Source organism: Curtobacterium sp. Csp1 (genome assembly GCF_013347185.1).
The window spans coordinates 2567205-2589548 of sequence record NZ_CP054594.1 but is presented as its reverse complement, the minus strand read 5'-3'; the positions used below and the strand labels follow the sequence as shown (position 1 = coordinate 2589548).

The window sequence follows — 22344 nt, the reverse complement described above, 5'->3', positions numbered from 1 at the left end:
CGTCAGCGCTCCCCGTCCGTCACGGGTGCAGACTCGCAGGATGAGCGAACCCGACGAGCACTTCTTCGTCGTCGACGGTCGACGGTGGCGCCGGACGGACCCGGCGATCCCCGAGGACGTCGCGGCCGCGCTCCGGTCGCACCTGGGTCACGGGAGGAATGCCGTCCGCCGGACGAGGCGCGACGGCGACGACGAGGCCCTGGCGGCGCGGCGCGGCGACGGAACGGCCTGGCCAAGCACGGGCTCGGCGAACGCGGACCCGAGTGGTGGACCCGTCCAGAGGCCGACCGGGTCGCGGACGCCGAGCGCGCGCTCGCCGTGCTCGACGGCGCGCAGTCCGACGAACCGGTACGCTGAAATCTTGGACATCACTGTCAGGAGGACCACCATGCCCACGACTCGCCCGCTCGCCCTCACCGCCGCCGTCGCGATCGCAACAGTCTCCTCGATCGGTCTGCACGGCTGCGCCGACACCGGATCACCGACCCAGCGACCGTCCTCCTCGTCGTCCCGCACTGCCACCGACCTCGGGGCGACGGACCTCGCCCGCCGTTTCGTCACGACCTTCAACGACGGTGATGCAAGGGCACTCGCCGACCTGTTCACCGACGACGCCGAGTTCGTCAACATCTACGGCATCCGGATGTCCGGTCGGACCGGCATCGAACGTGGTCACGATGCGGCCTTCGCGAGCCGCCTGGACGGGGCGACCCTCAGCGCCCACGACGTCGAGCAGCACGCCGCGGCGGACGGTGTCGCGGTGGTGCAGGTCGGATGGCGCCTCGAACGAGCGGCAGACGCCGACCCCGCGCTCGCGGTCCCGGACAGCGCCGGAGTGCTCACGTTCACGGCGCTGCGCACCGACGGCGCCTGGCTCTTCGTCGCCGGGGCGAACGTGGTGACGTCGCCTCCGCCGAGCTGATCCGGTCGCGCCGGACCGTCCGTGTGCGCAGGCCTCGACCGGCCGTGTCGGCCCGACCGTACAGCCGGAACTCGACCGGCCGCTCAGGCCTCGGTGTGGCCCAGGTCCGGCTCGGCGAGCAGGCACACCCGACGGGACGCGGCGGCGTGCACCTCGAACACGACGACCTCGTTCCGGCCGGCTCGGAGCACCGGACCCGGCACGGCCAGGGTCCGCTGCGGCCCCCGCGACCAGTACCGCCCCAGGCAGAAGCCGTTCACCCAGGCGACGCCCTTCCGGAAGCCGTCGAGCGACAGGTACCGGTCCCCCGCCTCAGCGAGCTCGAACGACCCCGCGGCGAAGGCCGGACCGGCGAGCACGTCGCCGTCCGACGGCGCGGTGCCGGCGAGCTGCGTCAGCGCTGCGGGCGTGATCGGGTCGAGGGCGAGGGGCGTCGCGCTCCAGCGCTCCAGCGGGGTGTCGTCGACCGCGACCGGGCCGATCAGCCCCTTCGGCTCGCCGATCCGCGGGCCGTAGTCCACCCGGCCCTGGTCCTCGACGAGCAGCTCGAGGGTTCCGGTGACGGGCGGGAGCACGATCGCACGGTCGTGGTGCTCGCGTTCGAGCACGCCGACGACGACACCGTCCACGGTGACGACCGCGCGGTCGCGGACCTCGTCCCCCACGGTCAGGACGCCGCCGGTCGGCAGGTCGACCTCGGTCCGGTAGAGCACGAAACCGCTGGCCGCCCCGAGCGCGTCGAAGGTCGGCGGCTCGTCGTGGGCCGTCCACTCGGTCAGCGTGGGCAGCAGGGAGCGGAGCGACGCGACCCGGTCGAGCCGGACGGCGACGTCCCTGGCGGGGGCGGGGCGTGCCTCCAGGCCGGACCCGTCCTCGGCCAGCCGACCGGACCCGCCGGGCTGCATCGACGCGGGTAGCGGCGGGACGGGCGCGTAGCGCTCGATCACCGCGCGGAAGGCGTGGAACTTGTCGGTCGGGCGACCGGCCTCGTCGAGCGGGGCGTCGTAGTCGTACGACGTCGCGATCGGCCGGTACACGCCCTTGTCGTTCGCGCCGTTCGTGAAGCCGAAGTTCGTACCGCCGTGGAACATGTAGACGTTGACCGAGCCGCCGGCGGCGAGCAGGACGTCCAGGTCCGCCGCCGAGTCGGCCGCCGGGGTGGTGTGGTGGTGCTCGCCCCAGCTGTCGAACCAGCCGTCCCAGAACTCCGAGCACATCAGCGGACCGGTGGGCTGCGCCTGGCGGAGTCGCTCGAGCCGCGCGGCCGAGCGGGACCCGAACGAGCCGGTCTTGTGCAGCGACGGCAGTGAGCCGTCCTCGAGCATGGTGCCCATCGGTTGGTCGACGCTCGTGAACGGCACCGTCAGCCCGATGTCCCGGTGCATCTGCTCGAGCTTCGTCAGGTAGACCGGGTCGGAGCCGTACGCGCCGTACTCGTTCTCGACCTGCACGAGCACGATCGGCCCGCCGTGGTCGATCTGCCGCGGGACGAGCACGGGCGCGAGCTGCTCGAGGTAGTCCTGCACGGCGGCGAGGAAGCCCGGCTCGTCGCGGCGGACGCCGACGGTGCCGTCGGTGAACAGCCAGTACGGCAGGCCGCCGTTCGTCCACTCGGCGCAGATGTACGGCCCGGGGCGGACGATGGCGTGCATGCCCTCGGCGGCGACCAGGTCGAGGAAGCGGCCGAGGTCGAGCCCGCCGGTCAGGTCGAACTCGCCCGGACGGGGTGCGTGCGCGTTCCAGGCGACGTAGGTCTCGACGGTGTTGAGACCCATGAGCTTGGCCTTGCGGATCCGGTCCTGCCACAGGTCCGGGTGGACGCGGAAGTAGTGGATCGCGCCGGACAGGACCCGGTGCGGCTCGCCGTCGAGCAGGAAGTCGGTGTCGCCGATGGCGAAGCGCATGGTGTGACCCTCTCAGGGAACGGGGCCGTGCGGAAGGATCCGCACGGCCCCGAGGTGGTGGTGGAACGGTGTTACTTCGAGGTGACCTTGAAGCCCTGCTCGTTGCCGTACTTCACGATCGCCTTCTGCCAGGCCTCGAGCCCGGCGTTCAGGTCGGACTTGTCCTGGTACGCCTGGCCGACGGTGTCCGCGTAGACGCTGTTCGCGTAGACCTGGAAGGGCAGGTACTGCCAGCCCTCGGCGACGCTGGAGGACGCCTTCGACAGGGTCTCGTTGATCGCCTCGCCACCGAAGTACTCCGGCTTCTCGGCGGTGAAGGTCGACGAGGTGAGCTGCGCCTTGGTCGACGGGAAGCCGCCCGACTTCAGGAACACGTCGATCGAGTCCTGCGAGGAGTTCAGCCACTTCAGGAAGCCGGCTGCGAGCGCCGGGTTCTTCGACTGCTTCATGACGACCTCGGCGGAGCCGCCGTTGTTCGCGGTGACGTCGGAGGAGCCGTCGTAGGTCGGGATCGGGGCAACGCGCCAGTTGCCGCTGCCGTCCTTCACGCTCGACTCGAGCACGCCGGGCATCCAGGCGCCGGTGACCATCGTGGCGATCTCACCGTTGCCGAGCTGCTTGTACCAGTCGTCGGTCCAGCCGGGCGTCTGCGAGAGCAGGCCCTTCTCGACGAGCTGGTTCCAGGTCGAGGTCCACTTCTTGGTGCCCGCGTCCTGCAGGTTCACCGTGACGTCGGTGCCCTTGACCTCGAACGGACGGCCGCCGGCCTGCCAGATCATCGAGGTCGTGAAGCCCGCGTCACCGCTGTCCGCGGCGATGTAGGCGTTCGGGTTGGACGCGTGGATCTTCTCGGCGTCCGCGACGTACTCGTCCCACGTCTTCGGCGGCGTGGTGATGCCGGCGTCGTCGAACGTCTTCTTGTTGTAGAACATCGCCATGGGGCCGGAGTCCTGCGGCAGGCCGTAGACCTTGCCGTCGAGGTCGACCGACTGCCAGGTGCCCGCACCGTACTTGTCCGCCAGCTTGTCGAAGCCGTACGACTTCAGGTCGACGAGCGAGTCGCTCAGGGCGAACTGCGGCAGCGCGAAGTACTCGATCTGCGCGACGTCGGGGGCGCCGGAGCCGGCCTTGATCGTGTTCTGCAGCTTGGTGTACTGGTCGTTGCCGGTGCCGGCGTTGACGAGCTTGACCTTGACCTTCGGGTACGCCTTCTCGAAGGCGGCGACCTGGGCCTGGGCGGAGGGGGTCCACGACCAGTAGGTCAGCGACCCACCCTTCTCGAGGGCCTTCGTGATGTCGTCGGCCGATCCACCGGAGGAGGACGAGCCGCCGGCGGCGCAGGCCGTCATGGCGACGGCTGCGGTGACGCCGATCGCGAGGGCGCTGAGCCCGCGACGGAGACGCTTGTGCATGAGGGTGCCTTTCACTTCATCGTGAAGCAGGTGCTTCGGGTGGTGCTGCTGGGTGGTGCGGGAGGTCAGGCCTTGACGGACCCGGCCGCGAGGCCGGACTGCCAGGAGCGCTGGAGGAAGAGGAACGCGACGACGATCGGGATGATCGTGAGGAGCGATCCGGTGACGACGAGGTTGTAGATCGGGTGCGCGGAGACGCCCTGCGCCTGCGCGCTCCACTGGTTGAGGCCGACCGTGAGCGGGTAGAGGTTCGGATCGCTCAGCATGATCAGGGGCAGGAAGTAGTTGTTCCAGGTCGCGACGACGGCGAACAGCAGGACCGTCACGACGCCGGGGGCGAGCAGGCGGAGGGCGATCGTGAAGAAGATCCGGAACTCGCCCGCGCCGTCCATCCGCGCCGCCTCGATGACCTCGGTCGGGACCGCGTCGATCGCGTAGGTCCAGATGAGGTACATGCCGAACGGGCTGATGAGCGACGGCAGGATGATCGCCCACGGGGTGTTCGTCAGGCCGACCGACGAGAACAGCAGGAACGTCGGGACGGCGAGCGCGGTGCCGGGGATCGCGATCGCGCCGAGCACGACGGCGAACACCGCACGGCGGCCCGGGAACCGGAACTTCGCCATGCCGTAGCCGGCGATCGTCGCGAGGAGCGTCGCCCCGCCGGCGCCGACCACCACGTAGAGCACGGTGTTCGCGAGCCAGCGCAGGTAGATGCCGCCGTTGTAGGTCAGCGTCTCGCCGATGTTCTGGAACAGCGAGAAGCCGTTGCCGAACCAGAGCCCGAAGGTGCTGAGCAGGTCGTCCTGCGACTTCGTCGCGTTGACGACGAGGTAGAAGAGCGGCAGCAGCGAGTAGACGGTGATGACGATCATCACCACGAGCAGGAGCGTCGACTTGCGGGCGCGGGGGCCACGGCCCTTCGGGCCGCTCGGACGGGAGGCACGGGTGCGGCCCGCCCCGCTGCGTCCGCGGGTGGTCACCGCCTCGGTCACGGTGGGCGGCGTCGTGCGGGTGTCCAGGGTGCTCATCGGTTCTCCGCTCGGGTCCCGCGCACCTGCACGACGTAGGCGATCACGGCGGTGATGACGCCCATGACGATCGCGACGGTGGCGGAGTAGTTGAACTGCTGGCCGCTGAAGGACAGCGAGTAGGCGTACATGTTCGGCGTGTACGAGGTGCCGATGACGTTCGGGGCGAGCGTCTTGAGCAGGTTCGGCTCGTTGAAGAGCTGGAAGCTGCCGATGATCGAGAAGATCGTGGCGATGACGATCGAGCCGCGGAGCGCCGGGATCTTGATCGACCAGATCGTGCGGATCGGGCCGGCACCGTCGATCTCGGCGGCCTCGTAGAGCTCACCGGGCACGACGCGCAGGGCCGCGTAGAAGATCAGCATGTTGTAGCCGACGAACTCCCACGTGACGATGTTGCCGATCGACGCGAGCATCCAGTCCGGGCTGAACGGCTGCAGCAGGTCGATGCCGAGCGCCGAGTTGATCGTGCCGGTGAGACCGAACTGGTTGCCGTAGATGAAGCCCCAGATGAGCGCCGCGACCACGCCGGGCACCGCGTAGGGCAGGAAGATCGCGATCCGGAAGAAGGACGCCGCCCACAGGCGGGCGCTGTCGAGCGCGAGCGCCGCGATCAGCGCGACGACGAGCATGATCGGCACCTGGACGACGAGGAACAGCACGACGCGGCCGAACCCGGTCCAGAACTTGGCGTCCTGGAACAGCTGCACGTAGTTGGCGAACCAGACGAACTGGTTGCCGCCGATCAGCTGATCGCGGAACAGGCTGAGCCAGAGCGCGTAGCCGATCGGGACGACGAGCATGGCCACGAGGACCACGACGAACGGACCGACGAACATCCAGCCGGTCCAGCGGCCGCGCTGCCGGTTCCGGCGCCGCGGCGGCGTCGCCGGAGCTGCGGCTCCTGGCGCACGCGCTTCGAGCGTGGTCATGTGACTCCCTTGTCGTGCTGTGTTCGGGTGCGTCGATGTTGACGTCAACATCGAACTCGGGAACCGTAGCATGGCAACGTCAACATGCGCTACCGTTCGGAGACGGCACCACCGCGGGAGCCGCCCGAGGGGGAAGGAGCGCTCGTGTCGACCGAGATCGCCGCCGCGCGCCGCGCGCCCTCGCTGGCCGCCGTGGCCGAGGCCGCCGGGGTCTCGATGCAGACCGTCTCCCGCGTGTCCCGCGGGTTCGACAACGTCAGCCCCGACACCCGCGAACGCGTCCAGCGCGCGATGGACGCCCTCGGCTACCGCCCGAACCGTGCCGCCCGGGCACTGCGCTCCGGCCGCTTCCGCACGATCGGCGTGATCATGTTCACGCTCGCGTCCTTCGGCAACATGCGCACGCTCGAGGCGATCGCCGACGCGGCCGGCGCCGCGGACTTCACGATCACGCTGCTGCCGATGGCCTCCAGGACCGAGGAGGGCGTGCGGTCGGCGTTCTCCCGGCTGCACGAGCAGGCCGTCGACGGGGTCGTCATCATCATCGAGTCGCACATCATCGACACGGCCGAGGTCGCCCTGCCGGACGGTGTACCGATGGTCGTCGTCGACTCGACCGGCACGACCGAGCACCCCGCGATCGACACCGACCAGGCCGACGGTGCCCGCCAGGCGACGCAGCACCTGCTCGACCTCGGGCACGAGACCGTCTGGCACGTCGCCGGCCCGGAGTCGTCGTACTCCGCCGCACGCCGGCTGGCCGCGTGGCAGGACACCCTCGAGCGCGCCGGACGGACCGTCCCGCCGGTGTTCCACGGCGGGTGGACGACCGAGCACGGATACTCCGCCGGGCTCGAGATCGCCGGGCGACCGGAGATCACGGCCGTGTTCGCCGCGAACGACCAGACCGCGCTCGGGGTCCTGCGCGCGGCGCACGAGTCCGGCCGGAGCGTCCCGGACTCGCTCAGCGTCGTGGGCTTCGACGACTCCCCCGAGTCCGACTCCTTCTGGCCGCCGTTGACCACCGTGCACCAGTCCTTCGACGAGGTCGGCCGCCGTGCGGTCGCGAACCTGCTCGCGCAGATCGAGGGCGACCCGGTCCACACCGCGACGGACCTGGTCCCCGTGCGGCTCGTGGAGCGGGCGAGCACGGCGGCACCACCGGCCTGACCACGCCGGACAGCGCTGCGCGCGCGCCCGGCCGCCCGGCCAGCCCCTAGGCTCGGCGTGATGGAACTCGTCCCGCCGTCCCACGCCTTCTTCCCCTCGTTCGTCCGCGCCCTCGACGAGTGGGGCGACGCCCACCAGGACGGCGCCGGTGTCCGGGACGCCGCGGCACTGCGCGACCCGGAGGGCTTCGGCCGCTGGGTCGACCAGCTGCTCGCCGAGGAGACCACGGCCGCGGTCGAGCTCGGCCACGTGACCTGCACCTACCGGTGGATCGTCGAGGGCGACGAGTACCTCGGCAGTATCGCCCTGCGGCACGAGCTGAACGACTGGCTCCGCGAGTACGGCGGCCACGTCGGGTACGGCATCCGCCCGTCCGCGCGCGGGCGCGGCCTGGCGTCGGCGGCCCTCGCGGCCACGCTCGACACGGCCGCCGAGCGCGGGATGCCCGAGGTGCTCCTGACGTGCGACGCCACGAACCCCGCGTCCCGTCGGGTCATCGAACGGAACGGCGGCCGGTACGAGCGGAGCGTCGTCACCCCGGACGGCCAGACCCTGCTGCGCTTCTGGATCCGCACCGGCGCCCACCGCGCGCCGGATGTCGACACGACCGAGATCGTCGGCGGTCCCGAAGCACTGACCGTCGGGCTGCACGAGCACGACCCGGCCTGGGCGGAGCGTTTCGCGACGCACCGGGACCGCATCACGACCGCGCTCGCCGGGCAGCACGTCGCGGTCGAGCACATCGGGTCGACGGCGGTGCCCGGGCTCGCCGCCAAGCCGATCGTCGACGTCGCGGTCGCCGTGCCGGACGTCACCGACGAGGCCGCGTACCTGGAGCCGCTCCTGGCCGCCGGCTACGAGCTGCGCGTCCGCGAGCCCGGGCACCGGCTCGTCCGGACCCCGGAGCGCGACGTGCACGTCCACGTGTACGAGCACGGCGCGCCCGCGCTCGACGCGTACCTGCTGCTCCGGGACCACCTCCGCCGGGACGCCGCGGACCGGCAGCGCTACGAGGACGTCAAGCGGGCGCTGATGACCCGCAGCTGGGACGACATGAACGCGTACGCCGACGCCAAGACCGAGGTCATCGAGGCGATCAAGGACCGGGCGGCACGGACCCGGTGATCGTCAGCGGCGGGTGTCCGCCGACACCTCGGCCGGTTCGCGGGCGAGTACCTCCGCGCCGTCGGCGAGTACCCGCGACAGACGCTGCGGCGGTGACGGCGGTGACCGCGACCCGGTCGGTCGCGGTCACCGGGGCGACCTGACCCGAACAGGCACCGACCCCGCGTCACGGGGACCTGATCCACCACCGCAACGCTGCCGTGCTCCGAGGATGACCGGACCGACGGCAGACGTCAACCGCCGGTCACCGGATCTTTCGTCCTGCGGACGAACCGGGCTCGGGACCGGCGTCCCCCGACGGTGTCCAGGCTGCCATCGACGCGACGAAGTCGTCCTGGAACGGCCCGAGCTGTCCCGCTCCGTCCGGCTCCTCCGTCCCCGTCATGCCCCGCACTGCAGGCACGTCCGCCGTGTGCGCGGGGCCCGGTGCGGGGACCGGACAACGCCACGGGAGGATCGTGGCGGCCCCGCCACGATCCTCCCGTCCGTCCCGTGCCGGATCGCGAGCGGTCCGACGGACAGCGGGAGGGCGCCGACCCGCTCACGCGGACCGACGCCCTCCCGTGCTCACTCGACGCTCACCGTGGCGCTCGCCGAGGCGCTCGACCGCCGGCCGGAGCCGGCGGAGCTCAACCGATCGACACCGCGGTCCAGGAGACCGGCGGCAGCGCGATGGTGATGGTGTCGCCGTCGCGGCGGACCGTGTCGTTCGTCCGCAGGCCGACGCGCTCGCGGTTCCCGAGGTCGTTGACGGCGTGCACGTCGTCGTCCCAGACGCCCTCGGCACGGACGTCACCGTCGACCTGCAGGCCGGCCAGGTCGATCGTGACCGTGGTGGTCTCGGTCTGGTGGCGGTTCACGAGGAACACCGCCGCCTTGCCGTCCTCGACCGTGGCGGCCGAGTCGACGACCGGGACCTCGCCGTGCTTGCCGCCGTCGACGGTGTCACCGGAGGCCTTCACCTGCAGCGACGGGCCGTTCGCCAGGCGCGACGTGAGCGAGAACGGGAAGAACGTGGTCTGGCGCCAGGCCGGCCCGCCGGGCTCGGTCATGATCGGGCCGATCACGTTGACGAGCTGCGCGAGGCTCGCCGACGCAACGCGGTCGGCGTGGCGGAGCAGCGTGATGAGGAGGCCGCCGACGACGACCGCGTCCGCGACGGTGTAGACGTCCTCGAGGAGGCGCGGCGCGACCGGCCAGTCCTGCAGCTCGAACGTCTTCTGCTGCTCGTTCCACTTGCTGAGCGACCAGACGTTCCATTCGTCGAACGAGATGTCGATCCGCTTGTCGGACTTCTTGTGCGCCTTGACGTGGTCGGCCGCGGTCGTCACGGTGTCGATGAAGTGGTCCATGTTCACGCCGGAGGCCAGGAACGAGGACAGGTCGCCCTCTTCCTCGTAGTAGGCGTGGGCGGAGATGTAGTCGACATCGTCGTAGGCGTGTTCGAGGACCGTGCGCTCCCACTCGCCGAAGGTGGGCATCGAGGCACCGGACGATCCGCAGGCCACGAGCTCGAGGTCGGGCTGGATCTGGCGCATCGCCTTGGCGGTCATCGCGGCGAGCTTGCCGTAGTCCTCGGCGTTCTTGTGACCGAGCTGCCACGGGCCGTCCATCTCGTTGCCGAGGCACCACATCTTGATGGCGAAGGGCTCCTGGCGGCCGTTCGAGCGGCGGTACTCGCTGAGGGCGGTACCGGCGTCGATGTTCGCGTACTCGAGGAGCTCGATGGCCTCCTGCGTGCCGCGGGTGCCGAGGTTCACGGCGAGCATGAGCTCGGAGCCGACGGCGTCGAGCCAGTGCTGGAACTCGTGCAGGCCGACCTCGTTCGTCTCGGTCGAGTGCCACGCGAGGTCGAGGCGGCGGGGGCGCTGCTCGACCGGGCCGACACCGTCCTCCCACTTGTAGCCCGAGACGAAGTTGCCGCCCGGGTAGCGGATGGCGGAGACGCCGAGCTCCTTGACGAGCTCGACGACGTCCTTCCGGAAGCCGTGCTCGTCGGCGGTCTCGTGCGCCGGCTCGTGGATGCCGTCGTAGACGTGGCGTCCGAGGTGCTCGACGAACCCGCCGAACAGGCGACGGCGCACCGGCCCCACGGTGAACGCGCTGTCGAGGACGAGGTGTGTGCGGGGCATGGATCTCCTTCGATCTGCTGGCGGCGGCGGTGCCGTGTGCGGTTCGTGCGTCGTGCTGCAGGTGGACGTGCGCAGCCCGACACGAAAGTGAGCGCTCACGTCCATCGGCAACGCTAGCGGGTTCCGGCGCCGTGCGGAAGCGGGGAGGCGCCCTCGTCGTGACGTTCACGGAAGGGGTGGCGGGGCTCCCCGAGCACCACTAGTGTGAGCGCTCACGGAGCACCGACCCTGCTCCGACTCGGCCTGTCCCGATGGAGTGATGCCATGCCGATCCGATCCGTTGTCCCCACCCCGCAGTCCCGCGGCGGTGCCTTCACCCGGCGGAGCCTGCTCGCCGGAGCAGCCGCCGGAGCCGCGGTCCTGCCCCTCGCAGCGTGTTCCAGCCCGCTCGCCGCCGGTGTCGCCGGCGCTCCCCTCAACCCCGAGACGCTCGTCTTCTGGAACCTGTTCGGCGGCGGCGACGGCCTCCGCATGCAGGCGATGGAGGCGGGCTACGCCAAGCAGCACGGCGGCTCGTCGTCCCTGCAGGCGACCACGTTCGCCTGGGGCAACCCGTACTACTCGAAGGTCACACTGGCGACCGTCGGGAACAAGCCACCGGACGTCGCCATCGCGCACCTGACCCGGGCGAAGCCGCTCTGGGACGGGGACCTGCTCGACCCGATCTCCGCGGACGACCTGGCCAGCGTCGGCCTGAGCGCGAGCGACTTCAACCAGAAGGCGTGGACGGCGCAGAAGACCGACGGCAAGAACATCTGCATCCCGCTCGACACGCACCCCTTCGTCCTTTTCTACAACGTTGACGTGTGCCAGAAGGCGGGCCTGATCGACTCGGACGGCAAGCTCAAGGACCTGAACGGGCTCGAGAACTTCGAGGCCGCGCTCGCCGCGGTCGCGAAGGTCACCGGCGGCACCGCGCTGAACGTCGCGAACGTCAGCGAGGTCGCGACCCCGTGGCGCTTCTTCTGGACGATGTACAACCAGATCAACGGGGCGACGCCGTTCATCAGCGACGGCGGCGCGAAGCTCACCGTCAACGAGGACGCCTACATGAAGGTCACCGACATGACCCAGAAGTGGGTGAAGAACGGCTGGCTGAACAAGGGCCTCGACTACGCCACCGCCCAGACACTGATGTTCACGGGCAAGGCGGGCTTCTTCATGCAGGGCGAGTGGGAGATCAGCACCGCCCAGTCGATCAAGGGCCTGAAGTTCGGCATGGTGCCCGTACCGCAGCTGTACGACGAGCCGGCCACCCAGGCGGACTCGCACACGTTCATCCTGCCACGCAAGGACCGCACGCCCGAGCAGCGCAAGGCCCACATGCTGTTCATCAAGCAGATGCTCGAGCAGAGCCTGACGTGGGCGCAGGGCGGGCACGTGCCGGCCTACATGCCGACGTTCGACAGCACGGCGTTCAAGGAGCTCACACCGCAGTCGAACTACGCGTCGGCCGCCGAGACCGCCGTCTTCGACGACCCCGCCTGGTACGGCGGCTCCGGGTCCACCTTCGAGAACACCGTCGGGGCGCAGCTCGCCCTGGTGCAGCAGGGCAGCAGTTCACCGGCCCAGGCGCTCTCGGCGATCAAGGACCAGCTGTCCACGTACCTCAACACCCCGAGCCCGCTGTGATCCGGCGCGCGACCCCTTCGATCCACGTGGACCCCGCACGAGAGGCACGATGACGTGACCGCTGCACCAGTTCTCACCCGACCCACGGACGCCAGGGCCGTCACCGGCCGCTCGCGTCCCCGCGTCAACGCCATGAGCCGTGGTCAGGGACGCTCCGGCTGGCTCTTCCTCGCCCCCTTCGGCCTGTTCTACCTGGCCTTCCTGCTCGGCCCGACGGTGTGGATGCTCGTCACGAGCTTCTTCAACACCTCGACCGTCCGCACCGGACTCGGCAGCTTCGCCGGGTTCGCGAACTACGCCGAGATGCTCGGACGCGCCGACTTCTGGTCGTCGCTCTGGCACACCCTGCAGTTCACGCTCTACACGACCCCGCCGCTCGTCATCCTGGCGTTCGTGTTCGCCGTGCTGACCAACCGGATGAACCGCGGGCAGTGGTTCTTCCGCCTGGCGTTCTTCCTGCCGTTCATCCTGCCGTCGGCGACGATCTCGCTGATCTGGGTGTTCATCTTCACCCCGGCCACCGGCCTGTTCGCCTCGGTCCAGCAGGCGATCGGCCTGACCCCCGGCGCGGGCGTCCTGGCGAGCCCGAACACCGCCATGATCGGCGTCGCGATCGCCACGGTCTGGTGGACGCTCGGGTTCAACTTCGTGCTGTACCTGGCCGGGCTGCAGGAGATCCCCCGCGAGCTCTACGAGGCCGCAGCCGTCGACGGGGCGTCGAGCTGGCAGCAGATCAAGTCGATCACGCTGCCGCTGCTCGCCCGCACCACGACGCTCGTCATCCTGCTGCAGATCATCGCGAGCCTGAAGATCTTCGACCAGGTGTACCTGATGACGAACGGCGGGCCGGGCATCTCGACCCAGGTCTCGCTGCAGCTCATCACCGGCGTCGGCTTCACGGACAACCGCCTCGGTGCGGCGTCCGCGGCCTCGGTGCTCCTGTTCATCGTGATCGTCGCGATCGCGGTCATCCGGCAGCTCGTCGAGCGCGCTGCCGCCAAGCGAGAGATCGGTGCCTGACATGACCGCCACCGAGAGCATCACCACCGGCCGCCGGCGCGTCCGCACGGGCGTCTCGGCCGCAGCTCCCGCGAACGCCGCGAAGATCGGCGTCTCCGGCAAGGGCTTCAACATCACGGCCGCGATCATCCTGACCGTGTTCGCGATCATCTGGCTCATCCCGAGCCTGTTCGCCCTTAAGACGTCGCTGTCCGACAACGGCGTCGCAGCCCTGGGCGCGAACGCGATCCTGTCGAACTGGAACCCGACGCTGCACTCCTACGCGTCGCTGTTCCAGGCCGGCGACATCTGGAACTGGTACCTGGCGAGCGGCATCACGAGCCTGCTCACTACGGCCCTCACGGTGCTGTTCGCCTCGATGGCGGCGTTCGCACTGTCCCGGCTGGCCTTCCGCGGGCGGAACGTCGCGTTCCTGCTCATCATCCTGGGCATCATGATCCCGACGCAGGTCCTGATCATCCCGATCTTCCAGGAGCTCAACGCCGTCAACCTGCTGAACACCTACTGGTCGGTGATCTTCCCGCAGGTGCCCGCCGTGATCGCGGTGTTCATCTTCAAGCAGTTCTTCGACGGCATCCCGAAGGAGCTCGAGGAGGCCGCGCGCATCGACGGCGCCGGCATGTGGAAGATCTACTGGTCGGTCATCCTGCCCCTGTCGCGTCCGGTCATCGCCGCGGTGGCGATCCTGACGTTCGTCGGGGTGTGGAACAACCTGCTGCTGCCCCTGTTCGTGCTGTCGAACCCGGACCTCATGACGATCCCGGTCGGACTCGCCACGGTCCAGGGCAGCTTCGGCCAGCGGTACGCCGACATCCAGGCCGGGGCGATCCTGGCGGCCCTGCCGCTGATCATCCTGTACCTGGTCTTCCAGCGGCAGATCGTCGAGGGTGTGACCGGCTCCGGTCTCAAGGGCTGACGCCACCCCACGACGGACGGGAGGCGCGGTGCCGGCTGGCACCGCGCCTCCCGTCCGTCCCGGCGCGACCCCGCGCCCACGCTCGCCGGTCGCCGATCCGCGCGTCGGAAGCCGATCCGCGCGTGGGAGGCAGATCCGCGCAAAGGAGACCCGGAGGAACGGCGTTCCGTGCGCGGAACGTCCTCCTACCGCGAGTGCGATGGGAAGGAACGTCCGCGTCGGAGACGACTCAGAGCGGATCGAGGCGGGTCCGGAGGAGACAGAACTCGTTGCCCTCGGGGTCCTGGAGCACGTGCCACGACTCCTCCCCGGTCTGCCCGACGTCGGCCGGGCGCGCGCCGAGGGCCAGCAGCCGCTCGAGTTCGGCGTCCTGGTCCTGGTCGACCGGTGAGACGTCGAGGTGCAGGCGGAGCGGCTGGTGCTTCGGCTGCGGGTTCCTCGACAGGATGATCGTGGGGGTCGCCCCGCCGAAGCCGGACGCCGGGCCGATCTCGATGCCGTCCTCGTCCTTGCCGAGTTCGACGTAGTCCAGGACGGCGCACCAGAAGCGCGACAGCACCTCGGGGTCGTCGCAGTTCAGCACGAGTTCGCTCAGTCGGACGCTCATGCCCGCACGCTACCCGGCCGGGGCAGGCGGGGACGGCCGGGCTCACGCGGGGACGGCCTGCCGGGCGTCGTGCTTCCAGAACCCGGAGAACGTGATCCGGGACTTCGGGACCCCCGCGCGGTGCAGGTGCCGGCGCCCCTCGGTTGCGAGCCGGGACTCCCCCACGACGAAGGCGTACACCCGGTCGTCGCACGGCACATGCCGCTGGAGCTCGGCGAGCGCGGCACGTCCGGGGACCCCGTGCGGGTCGAGGTGCTCACGGACGATCCAGGTGATGTCGACGCCGGCCGGGGCGCCGAGCACGCGGACGTCGGCGGCCGTCGGGACCTCCTGCACGATGCGGCCGACGGTGTCCCGTGGCAGGGACGCGGCGATGCCGACGACCGCAGGCAGCCCGGTCTCCTCGGCGGCGACCAGGACCTGGCTGACGTCGTCCGGGCAGTCGAAGATGCGCCCCTGGTCGAGCATCGCGAGCTCGTCGCCGGGTCGGGCCGCGCACGCCCAGATCGCGGCACGACCCTCGAGCGCGCCGTCGGCGTCGGCGTGCACGACGAAGTCGACGTCGAGCTCGGCGGTGCCGTCCGGCAGCCGTCGGAAGCCCGCGACGGTGTAGTTCGCCAGGTGTGGTCGGGTGTCCTGCGGGATGGCGAGGTACTGCGGGTACCAGCGGTTGCCGTCGATCTCGGGCAGCGTGAGGTGCTGCTGGTGCGGGAGCGGCAGGAACAGGCGGAACCAGTGGTCGTACCCGGCGAAGGGGAACTCGTGCAGGTCGTCCCCGGTGACCGTGACCCGGTGCATCGACGGCGTGACCCGGGCTGAACGGAGCACGCGGGCACGGAAGAGCCGGGGATTCTCGGGCATGAGCCGCGGGATCTTCGCCATGAGGCAAGGCTAACCTAAGATGGTCCGCGTGCCATCCCCCGATCTCGTCGTGACCTCCGCGCGACCGCCCGCTCCGCCGAGCGCCACGGGCGTCCACCGCACCGCGGTCCGCCGTCGGACGACCGTCGTGCTCGGCCTGGTCGCGGTCCTCGCACTCGCCGCCGTCGCCAGCATGCTGTTCGGCAGCAACCGCCTGGGCGTGGACCAGGTGCTCGCGGGCCTGACGCGCTCGGGGTCCGGGACGACCGAGGCCGTGGTGTGGGGCTCACGCATCCCCCGAACGCTCATCGGCGCCGCGGTCGGCGCAGCCCTCGGCATCGCGGGCCTGCTCATGCAGGGGCACACGCGGAACCCCCTCGCCGACCCGGGCCTGTTCGGCGTCTCGTCGGGAGCCGGACTCGCGGTCGTCCTCGGCGTCTACGTGTTCGGCGTCACGAGCACCGGCGCGACGGTGTGGTTCGCCCTGGCCGGCGCGGTGGTCGCGAGCGTCGTGGTGTTCTCGGTGACGATCGCCGGCAGCGGGACGGCCAGCCCGGTGCCCCTCGCCCTGGCCGGCGCCGCGGTCTCGGCGTTGCTCGGCGCGGTCACGTCCTTCATCGTCCTGACGGACCAGCAGTCCCTCGACGCGTACCGGCTCTGGGTGGTCGGCTCCCTGGCGGCACGGCAGCTCGACGTGCTGACGGCCGCGGCACCGTTCCTGCTCGTCGGGCTGGCGCTCGCGATCTGGAACGTCCGGTCGCTCGACGCGCTCGGCCTCGGCGCGGAGTTCGCGCGCGGCCTGGGTGAGAACGTCCTCGTCGCCCGGCTCGTGGGCCTCGGCGGCATCACCCTGCTCGCCGCCGGCGCGACCGCGGCCGCCGGTCCGATCGGGTTCGTCGGACTCACGGTGCCGCACGTCGCCCGTGCCCTCGTCGGGACCGGGCACCGGTGGACCCTGCCCGTCTCGGCCCTCGTCGGCGCGTCGCTCGTGCTCGTCGCGGACGTCGTCGGGCGGCTCGTCGGCGGGTTCTCCGAGGTCGAGGTCGGCATCGTCCTCGCGGTCATCGGCGGCCCGGTCTTCGTCGCCGTCGCCCGCCGCCGATCGCTGGTGTCCCTGTGAGCGCCGCCGCACCGCGCAGCGCCGCAGCACCCCGCAGCACCGCCGCCCCGGTCCGCCGCGGCGTCCGTGTCGGCCCCGTCGGCCTGGCCTGGCGCCCGCTGGTGCTCGGGTACACGGTCGCCGCGCTCGCCCTCGCCGTCGTGCTCGTCGTCCTCGGCGTCGCGGTCGGCAGCACCTGGATCGCACCGGGCACCGTCGTCCGCGCCCTGTTCGGCGTCGAGGACGGCCCGGAGGGCTTCATCGTCACGACGCTCCGACTCCCCCGGGTGCTGGTCGGCGCGCTCGTCGGGCTCGTCCTCGGCGTCGCGGGCGCCTTGACCCAGACCGTCACGCGCAACCCGCTCGGCACGCCGGACATCATCGGCGTCACCTCCGGCGCGAGCGTCGGTGCGGTGGCGGCCATCGTCCTCGGCGGCGGCTCGTACTCGGTGTCGAGCGTCGTCACCAGCGGCGGCATCCCGGTCGCCGCGACGATCGGCGCCCTCGTCGCGGCCGCCGCCGTGTACGGCTTCGGGTGGCGCGGCGGTGTGCAGAGCTACCGGCTCGTGCTCGTCGGCATCGGCGTCAGCGCGACCCTCGACGCGATGACGAGCTACCTGCTCGTCCGCGCGAAGATCACCGTGGCGACCGCCGCCTCGCAGTGGCTCGTGGGCAGCCTGTCGAGCACGTCCTGGTCGTCCGTGTGGCCCCTGCTCGTGGTGGCCGCCGTCGCCGTCCCCCTGGCCCTCGCGACGAGTGCGGCGCTCGGCATCGGGCAGCTCGGTGACGAGGTCGCGACGGGCGTCGGCCTCGGGGTGCAGCGGCACCGGCTGCTCGTCATCGCGCTGGCCGTGGTCCTGACAGCCGCCGCCGTCGCCGCCGCGGGACCCGTCGGGTTCGTCGCGTTCGTCGTGCCGCAGGTCGCGCTGCGGCTCGCCGGGACGAACCGGCCGCCGCTGCTGCTCGCCGGCGCCCTCGGGGCCGTGCTCGTGCTCGGTGCCGACCTGCTCGCCCGCTCCGCGTTCCCCTGGCAGGTCCCCGTCGGCATCGTCACGACCGTCGTCGGCGCCCCCTACCTGATCTGGCTCCTCGTCCGGCACCGCAAGGAGATGTCCCGATGACCGCACGCACCGCACCCGCGACCACCGCAGACACCACGGCAGCGACGGCCGCCACGTCCGCCACCACGGACGCAGCCGCGACCACCTCGACGACGCCGGCCGACGGACCGACCCGCACCGCGCCTCCAGTCGGAGTGCCCGTGCTGCAGGCCCGGGGCCTGTCCGTCGGCTACGACCGCGAACCGGTGCTCCGCGACCTGGACCTGCGCATCGAACGCGGCACCGTGACGACCTTCCTCGGAGCGAACGGCTGCGGGAAGTCGACCCTGCTGAAGGCCTTCGGCCGGGTGCTGCGGCCGCAGGCCGGCGAGGTCCTGCTCGACGGCGTCCCGATCCGGCGCGAGCCGAACCGTGCGGTCGCGCGGAAGCTCGCGATCCTGCCCCAGACGCCCGTGGCCCCGGCCGGGACGAGCGTCCTCGACCTGGTGATGCGGGGCCGGAACCCGCACCAGTCCTGGGCCCGCCCCTGGACCGCCGAGGACGCCGACGTCGCCGAGCAGGCCATCGCCGCGACCGGACTGACCGAGGTGGCGCACCGCGACGTGGCGAGCCTGTCCGGCGGGCAGCGCCAGCGGGCGTGGATCGCGCTCGTGGTCGCGCAGCAGGCCGAGACGCTCCTGCTCGACGAACCGACGACGTACCTCGACCTCGCGCACCAGCTCGACGTCCTGCGGCTCGTGCGACGGCTCAACCGGGAGCAGGGCTCCACCGTCGTGATGGTCCTGCACGACCTGTCGCTCGCCGCGAGGTACTCCGACCGGCTCGTGGTCCTGCACGACGGCGGGGTCGTCGCGGACGGCGCCCCGCACGAGGTCCTGACGCCCGAGGTGCTCGAGCGGGCCTTCGGCCTGCACGCCCGCGTCGTCCCGGACCCGGTGACCGGCGCCCCGATGATCGTGCCCGAGGCGGACGAGCAGGACTGAACCGGACGAGCAGGACCGGCCTGAACCAGCAGGGGCTGGCAGGCCGTACAGACTTAGGTTAGGCTCTCCTAACGTGAAGATCCCCCGCCGCGGCTCCCTGCGCGCCGCCCTCGTGACCTCCGTGGCCCTCTCGGCCCTCCTGCTCGCCGGCTGCACCGGCTCGAACGGCTCCGGCCGCTCCGGCGACGGCAGCGCCGCCGGCTCCGGCTCGAGCGCCGCCGCGAAGGGACCCTGGTCGTACGAGGACGCCACCGGGAAGACCGTCAAGCTCGACAGCACCCCGAAGCGCGTCGTGGTCCTCAACGACATCGCCATCTCGTTCATCGAGTACGGCCTCCGCCCGGTCGGCACCTTCGGGCAGCTCACCATGGCGAAGGACCAGCGCTTCGAGGGCCTGGACACCAAGGGCATCGCGCAGCTCGGCACCGGCTACGGCGACATCGACCTCGAGCAGCTCGCGGCACTCAAGCCGGACCTCGTCGTCACGTCGGTCTACCCCACCGACGACAAGGGCACGCTCGACACCACGCAGCCGGGCTACGGCTTCAAGGACAAGGAACAGCAGCAGCAGGTCGAGGCCATCGCGCCCGTCGTCCAGGTCGAGTGGGGCGGGAAGGGCGAGGACGTCATCGAGAAGATCGCCGACCTCGCCGAGTCGCTCGGTGCCCCGGAGTCGACGGTCGAGGCCGCCGAGGACCGCTTCGACAAGGCCGAGGACGAGCTCGAGAAGGCCGCGAAGGCGAGCGACGTCTCGGTCGTCTCGATGTACGCGGACGGCGACGGCGCGTACGTCACGCGACCCTCCGACGAGCCCACGCTGCAGATGTACTCGTCGTTCGGCGTCGACTTCGTGACCCCGAAGCCGAAGGGCTTCTACTGGGGCATCTACTCGTGGGAGAACGCCGGCCAGATCTCCGGTGACGTGATCCTGCTGTCGCAGCAGGGCTACCAGGTGTCCGACCTCGAGAAGCAGCCGACGTTCGCCGACAACGCGGCCCTGCAGGCCGGCCAGGTGCACAGCTGGACCTTCCCGGCCCTCGACTACGCGTCGCAGGCCGACTACATGACGAAGCTCGCGGGCTGGCTGGGCGAGAGCAAGAAGGTCTCGTAGACCCCACCACCCCACGGACGGGAGGCGCGGTGCCGGCTGGCACCGCGCCTCCCGTCCGTTCCCGGTCGCGTCCGGACGCGACCCGTCCCTGCCCCCCCGTCGTCTCGTCCCCGTCCCCGTCCCGTCCCGTCCCGTCGATGGAGCAGAAGCCGTCGGGTGTCCCGTGCCGACCCGACGTCTGCTGCTCCATCGATGTCGGACGGCGGAGGTCAGCCGACGGGCAGGGCGGCGTTGACGGCGGTCTGCGCCTGCCGCCACACGGCTGCGCGGGACCCGGCGTACGTGCCGCCCTGCCCGTTCGCGGAGTGCCGCAGGTTCGCCTGGCCACCATCGGTGTTGCCCTGCCAGTACGCCGTGACCGCCCGCTCGCTGCCCCCGACGAGCCAGATCTGGTCCGCCGAGTCGGTCGTGCCCGTCTTGCCGAACAGGGTCGTGCCGTCCGGCGTCTGCCCGCCGCTCGCGGTGCCGCCGCGGAACGCGCCCTGCATCACCTGGAAGGCCGTCCGGGCGACCGAGGCGGAGACCGCCCGGGTGCACGCGGCGGGCTGTCCACCGAGCTGCGTGCCGTCGCGGCCGGTCACCTGGTCGATGACGACCGGCGCGCAGTACACGCCGCCGTTCGCGATCCCGGCGTACGCGGCCGCCATCGTCAGCGGCGCGATGCTCGTCGTCCCGAGCACCGCGGCGGGGTTCGCGGGGAGCTCGCCGCCCGTCGCCGGGTGCACGCCGAGGCGGGCGGCGGTGTCGCGGATGTCGCACAGGTCGAGCCTCGACGCCATGTCCGCGTAGGCGGCGTTCACCGACTGCGCCGTCGCTGCCCGCACCGAGTACGGCCCGGTCTGGCCCGCCGAGTCGTTCTTCGGGTTCCACGCCTTCGTCGTGACGCGCTCCCCGCACTGCGTCCAGACGCTGCGGGCCGTGCGGGTGCCGTCGACCACGGCGTCGGGGCTGCGGCCGGACTCGAGCCACTGCAGGAGCGTGAACATCTTGTACGTCGACCCGACCTGGAACCCCTTCGAGCCGCCGTTCGACTCGTCGGTCGCGTAGTTCAGCGAGGTCGCGGTCGGCGGTGCCGCGGACGACCGGTCGTAGTCGGTGTTCTGCGCCATGGTGAGCACGCGCCCGGTGCCGGCCTCGACGGTGTCGAGCGTCGCGCCGAGGGCGAACCGGGTCTCCCCCTCGCGGTCGTACCGATCGAGCAGGTCCTTCTGCTGCGTGTTCAGGTCGAGATCGAGCGTCGTCTGGACCCGGTAGCCGCCGGTGCGCCAGGCCTGCTCCCGCGCGGCGGTGTCGGCGCCGAGCTGCGGGAGGGACTGCGCCACCTGCACGGCGTACGCGCAGAAGAACTCCGCGCCGCGGACGGCCGACTCGCACCCCTGCCTCGGTGCCGTCAGGCGGACGTAGTCAGCGGGGGTGGATGCCAACGCGGCCTGCAGGTCGGCGTCGCTGAGGTGCCCCTGCTGGTGCATCGAGCGGAGGATGACGTCTCGGCGCGCCTGGTTGTCGGGGTGGTGCTCCGGCGAGGAGAGGTCGCGTGCGTCCGGCCACTGCACGATCGCGATGAGCGACGCCGCCTCGGCCGGGGACAGGTCGCCGGCGTCCTTGCCGTAGTACCGCTGCGAGGCCGCCTGCACGCCGTAGGTCTGGTCGCCGAAGTACGCGATGTTCAGGTAGGCGGCGAGGATCTCGTCCTTCGAGTACTCCTTCGCGAGCCCGATCGCGAGCTTCACCTCGGCGAGCTTCCGGTCGAGCGAACGCTTCGTCGCCTCGGCGGTCGCGGCCTCGCGCTCCTGCTCGGTCGGCAGCTCGCTCGCCCGCTGGATCTTGATGTTCCGGACGAGCTGCATCGTCAGGGTCGACCCGCCCGTCCCGCCGTCCCCGCCCGACGCGACGACGCTGACGAGCGAGCGCACGAGACTCGTCGGGTCGACGCCGCCGGTCTCCCGGAAGCGCTTGTCCTCGCCGTCGATCGCGGCGTGCTCGAGCGTGTCGCTGATCTGGTCCAGCGCGAGCTCCTGGCGGTTCTGGTCCCACACGTCCGCGAGGTGCACCGGCTGCCCGCCCTGGTACGCCCAGACCTCGTTCCGGGTCGGCAGGTCGCCGATCTCGATGTACTCCGGCATCGAGTCGAACAGGTCGATCGCCGAGGTCGTCCCCACCCCCGCGACCGCCAGCACGGGCGTGACCCCGATCCCCACCAGCAGCCCGACGAGCACGCTGCCGCCCACGAAGCCGGCAGCGGCCCCCGTCACCCGTCGTCCGGTCATGATTCCCCCTCGTCGATCGATGGCGTCCGGGGGTGACCCTCCCAGCGCTGTTCGGACGTCCGCCCGGGTTTCCCGGGGTGACACCGGCACGCGCGCTGGGAAAGGACCGAGTCGGTACGGATCGTTACCCCGAGGGGCTCGTCGTGACCCCGTCGTGAC

At 71.2% G+C, this 22344-nt stretch carries 19 protein-coding genes; 10 read left to right on the top strand and 9 right to left on the bottom strand.

Annotated elements, in window-relative coordinates:
- The first annotated feature begins 40 nt into the window (after positions 1-40).
- The gene (locus tag HUN58_RS21075; RefSeq protein WP_368075746.1) at positions 41-922 is read left to right on the top strand and encodes an SgcJ/EcaC family oxidoreductase; all 882 of its coding nucleotides are present in this window, start codon (positions 41-43) and stop codon (positions 920-922) included.
- Between the two features lie 83 nt (positions 923-1005).
- On the opposite strand, the gene HUN58_RS12390 is transcribed toward HUN58_RS21075, so the two are convergent.
- The 4 genes from HUN58_RS12390 to HUN58_RS12375 form a co-directional block, all read right to left on the bottom strand.
- Positions 1006-2826, bottom strand: coding sequence for a beta-galactosidase family protein (locus HUN58_RS12390; RefSeq protein WP_180224826.1), 1821 nt, complete (start codon positions 2824-2826; stop codon positions 1006-1008).
- A 71-nt stretch (positions 2827-2897) separates the two neighbouring features.
- Positions 2898-4238, bottom strand: a complete 1341-nt coding sequence (locus HUN58_RS12385; RefSeq protein WP_174777809.1) for a sugar ABC transporter substrate-binding protein — start codon at positions 4236-4238, stop codon at positions 2898-2900.
- 65 nt (positions 4239-4303) lie between these two features.
- Entirely contained in the window at positions 4304-5113 is an 810-nt protein-coding gene (locus HUN58_RS12380; protein WP_229666677.1) for a carbohydrate ABC transporter permease, read from the bottom strand.
- Positions 5114-5265: 152 nt separating this feature from the next.
- On the bottom strand, positions 5266-6201 hold the full coding sequence (locus HUN58_RS12375; protein WP_114849845.1) for a carbohydrate ABC transporter permease: 936 nt from the start codon (positions 6199-6201) through the stop codon (positions 5266-5268).
- Positions 6202-6345: 144 nt separating this feature from the next.
- Here HUN58_RS12375 and HUN58_RS12370 point away from each other — a divergent pair, with 144 nt between their 5' ends.
- Together HUN58_RS12370 and HUN58_RS20590 are read left to right on the top strand one after the other, a co-directional pair.
- Positions 6346-7371, top strand: a complete 1026-nt coding sequence (locus HUN58_RS12370; RefSeq protein ID WP_180224825.1) for a LacI family DNA-binding transcriptional regulator — start codon at positions 6346-6348, stop codon at positions 7369-7371.
- Between the two features lie 60 nt (positions 7372-7431).
- Positions 7432-8496: a GNAT family N-acetyltransferase gene (locus HUN58_RS20590; protein WP_254631481.1), complete on the top strand. Its 1065-nt coding sequence runs from the start codon at positions 7432-7434 to the stop codon at positions 8494-8496.
- A 244-nt stretch (positions 8497-8740) separates the two neighbouring features.
- Here the strand turns inward: HUN58_RS20590 and HUN58_RS12355 are convergent, their stop codons facing one another.
- Entirely contained in the window at positions 8741-8881 is a 141-nt protein-coding gene (locus tag HUN58_RS12355; protein ID WP_208745538.1) for a hypothetical protein, read from the bottom strand.
- Between the two features lie 244 nt (positions 8882-9125).
- Positions 9126-10628: an alpha-N-arabinofuranosidase gene (locus HUN58_RS12350; protein WP_208745537.1), complete on the bottom strand. Its 1503-nt coding sequence runs from the start codon at positions 10626-10628 to the stop codon at positions 9126-9128.
- Between the two features lie 264 nt (positions 10629-10892).
- Here HUN58_RS12350 and HUN58_RS12345 point away from each other — a divergent pair, with 264 nt between their 5' ends.
- The 3 genes from HUN58_RS12345 to HUN58_RS12335 are packed head-to-tail and all read left to right on the top strand — an operon-like array spanning position 10893 to position 14196.
- On the top strand, positions 10893-12260 hold the full coding sequence (locus tag HUN58_RS12345) for an extracellular solute-binding protein (RefSeq protein WP_114849848.1): 1368 nt from the start codon (positions 10893-10895) through the stop codon (positions 12258-12260).
- A gap of 54 nt (positions 12261-12314) precedes the next feature.
- A complete protein-coding gene (locus tag HUN58_RS12340; RefSeq protein WP_114849849.1) occupies positions 12315-13280 on the top strand; it encodes a carbohydrate ABC transporter permease in 966 nt (321 codons plus the stop codon).
- 1 nt (position 13281) lies between these two features.
- The gene (locus HUN58_RS12335; protein WP_114849850.1) at positions 13282-14196 is read left to right on the top strand and encodes a carbohydrate ABC transporter permease; all 915 of its coding nucleotides are present in this window, start codon (positions 13282-13284) and stop codon (positions 14194-14196) included.
- A gap of 229 nt (positions 14197-14425) precedes the next feature.
- Here HUN58_RS12335 and HUN58_RS12330 read toward each other — a convergent pair whose 3' ends face one another.
- Positions 14426-14803 (bottom strand): VOC family protein, encoded by a 378-nt coding sequence (locus HUN58_RS12330; protein ID WP_058740502.1) that lies wholly within the window; start codon positions 14801-14803, stop codon positions 14426-14428.
- Positions 14804-14845: 42 nt separating this feature from the next.
- Positions 14846-15685, bottom strand: coding sequence for a siderophore-interacting protein (locus HUN58_RS12325; RefSeq protein ID WP_180224821.1), 840 nt, complete (start codon positions 15683-15685; stop codon positions 14846-14848).
- A gap of 28 nt (positions 15686-15713) precedes the next feature.
- Between HUN58_RS12325 and HUN58_RS12320 the strand changes: the two genes are divergently transcribed.
- From HUN58_RS12320 to HUN58_RS12305, 4 genes are all read left to right on the top strand, one after another.
- On the top strand, positions 15714-16784 hold the full coding sequence (locus tag HUN58_RS12320; protein ID WP_254631480.1) for an iron ABC transporter permease: 1071 nt from the start codon (positions 15714-15716) through the stop codon (positions 16782-16784).
- Positions 16781-17884 (top strand): iron chelate uptake ABC transporter family permease subunit, encoded by a 1104-nt coding sequence (locus HUN58_RS12315; protein WP_254631479.1) that lies wholly within the window; start codon positions 16781-16783, stop codon positions 17882-17884. Before HUN58_RS12320 ends, HUN58_RS12315 begins: the two co-directional genes overlap by 4 nt.
- On the top strand, positions 17881-18807 hold the full coding sequence (locus HUN58_RS12310) for an ABC transporter ATP-binding protein (protein ID WP_254631478.1): 927 nt from the start codon (positions 17881-17883) through the stop codon (positions 18805-18807). The genes HUN58_RS12315 and HUN58_RS12310 overlap by 4 nt, the downstream gene beginning before the upstream one ends.
- A gap of 73 nt (positions 18808-18880) precedes the next feature.
- Positions 18881-19918, top strand: coding sequence for an ABC transporter substrate-binding protein (locus HUN58_RS12305; protein WP_180224819.1), 1038 nt, complete (start codon positions 18881-18883; stop codon positions 19916-19918).
- 209 nt (positions 19919-20127) lie between these two features.
- Here HUN58_RS12305 and HUN58_RS12300 read toward each other — a convergent pair whose 3' ends face one another.
- Positions 20128-22185, bottom strand: a complete 2058-nt coding sequence (locus tag HUN58_RS12300) for a transglycosylase domain-containing protein (RefSeq protein ID WP_254631477.1) — start codon at positions 22183-22185, stop codon at positions 20128-20130.
- Positions 22186-22344: the final 159 nt, after the last annotated feature.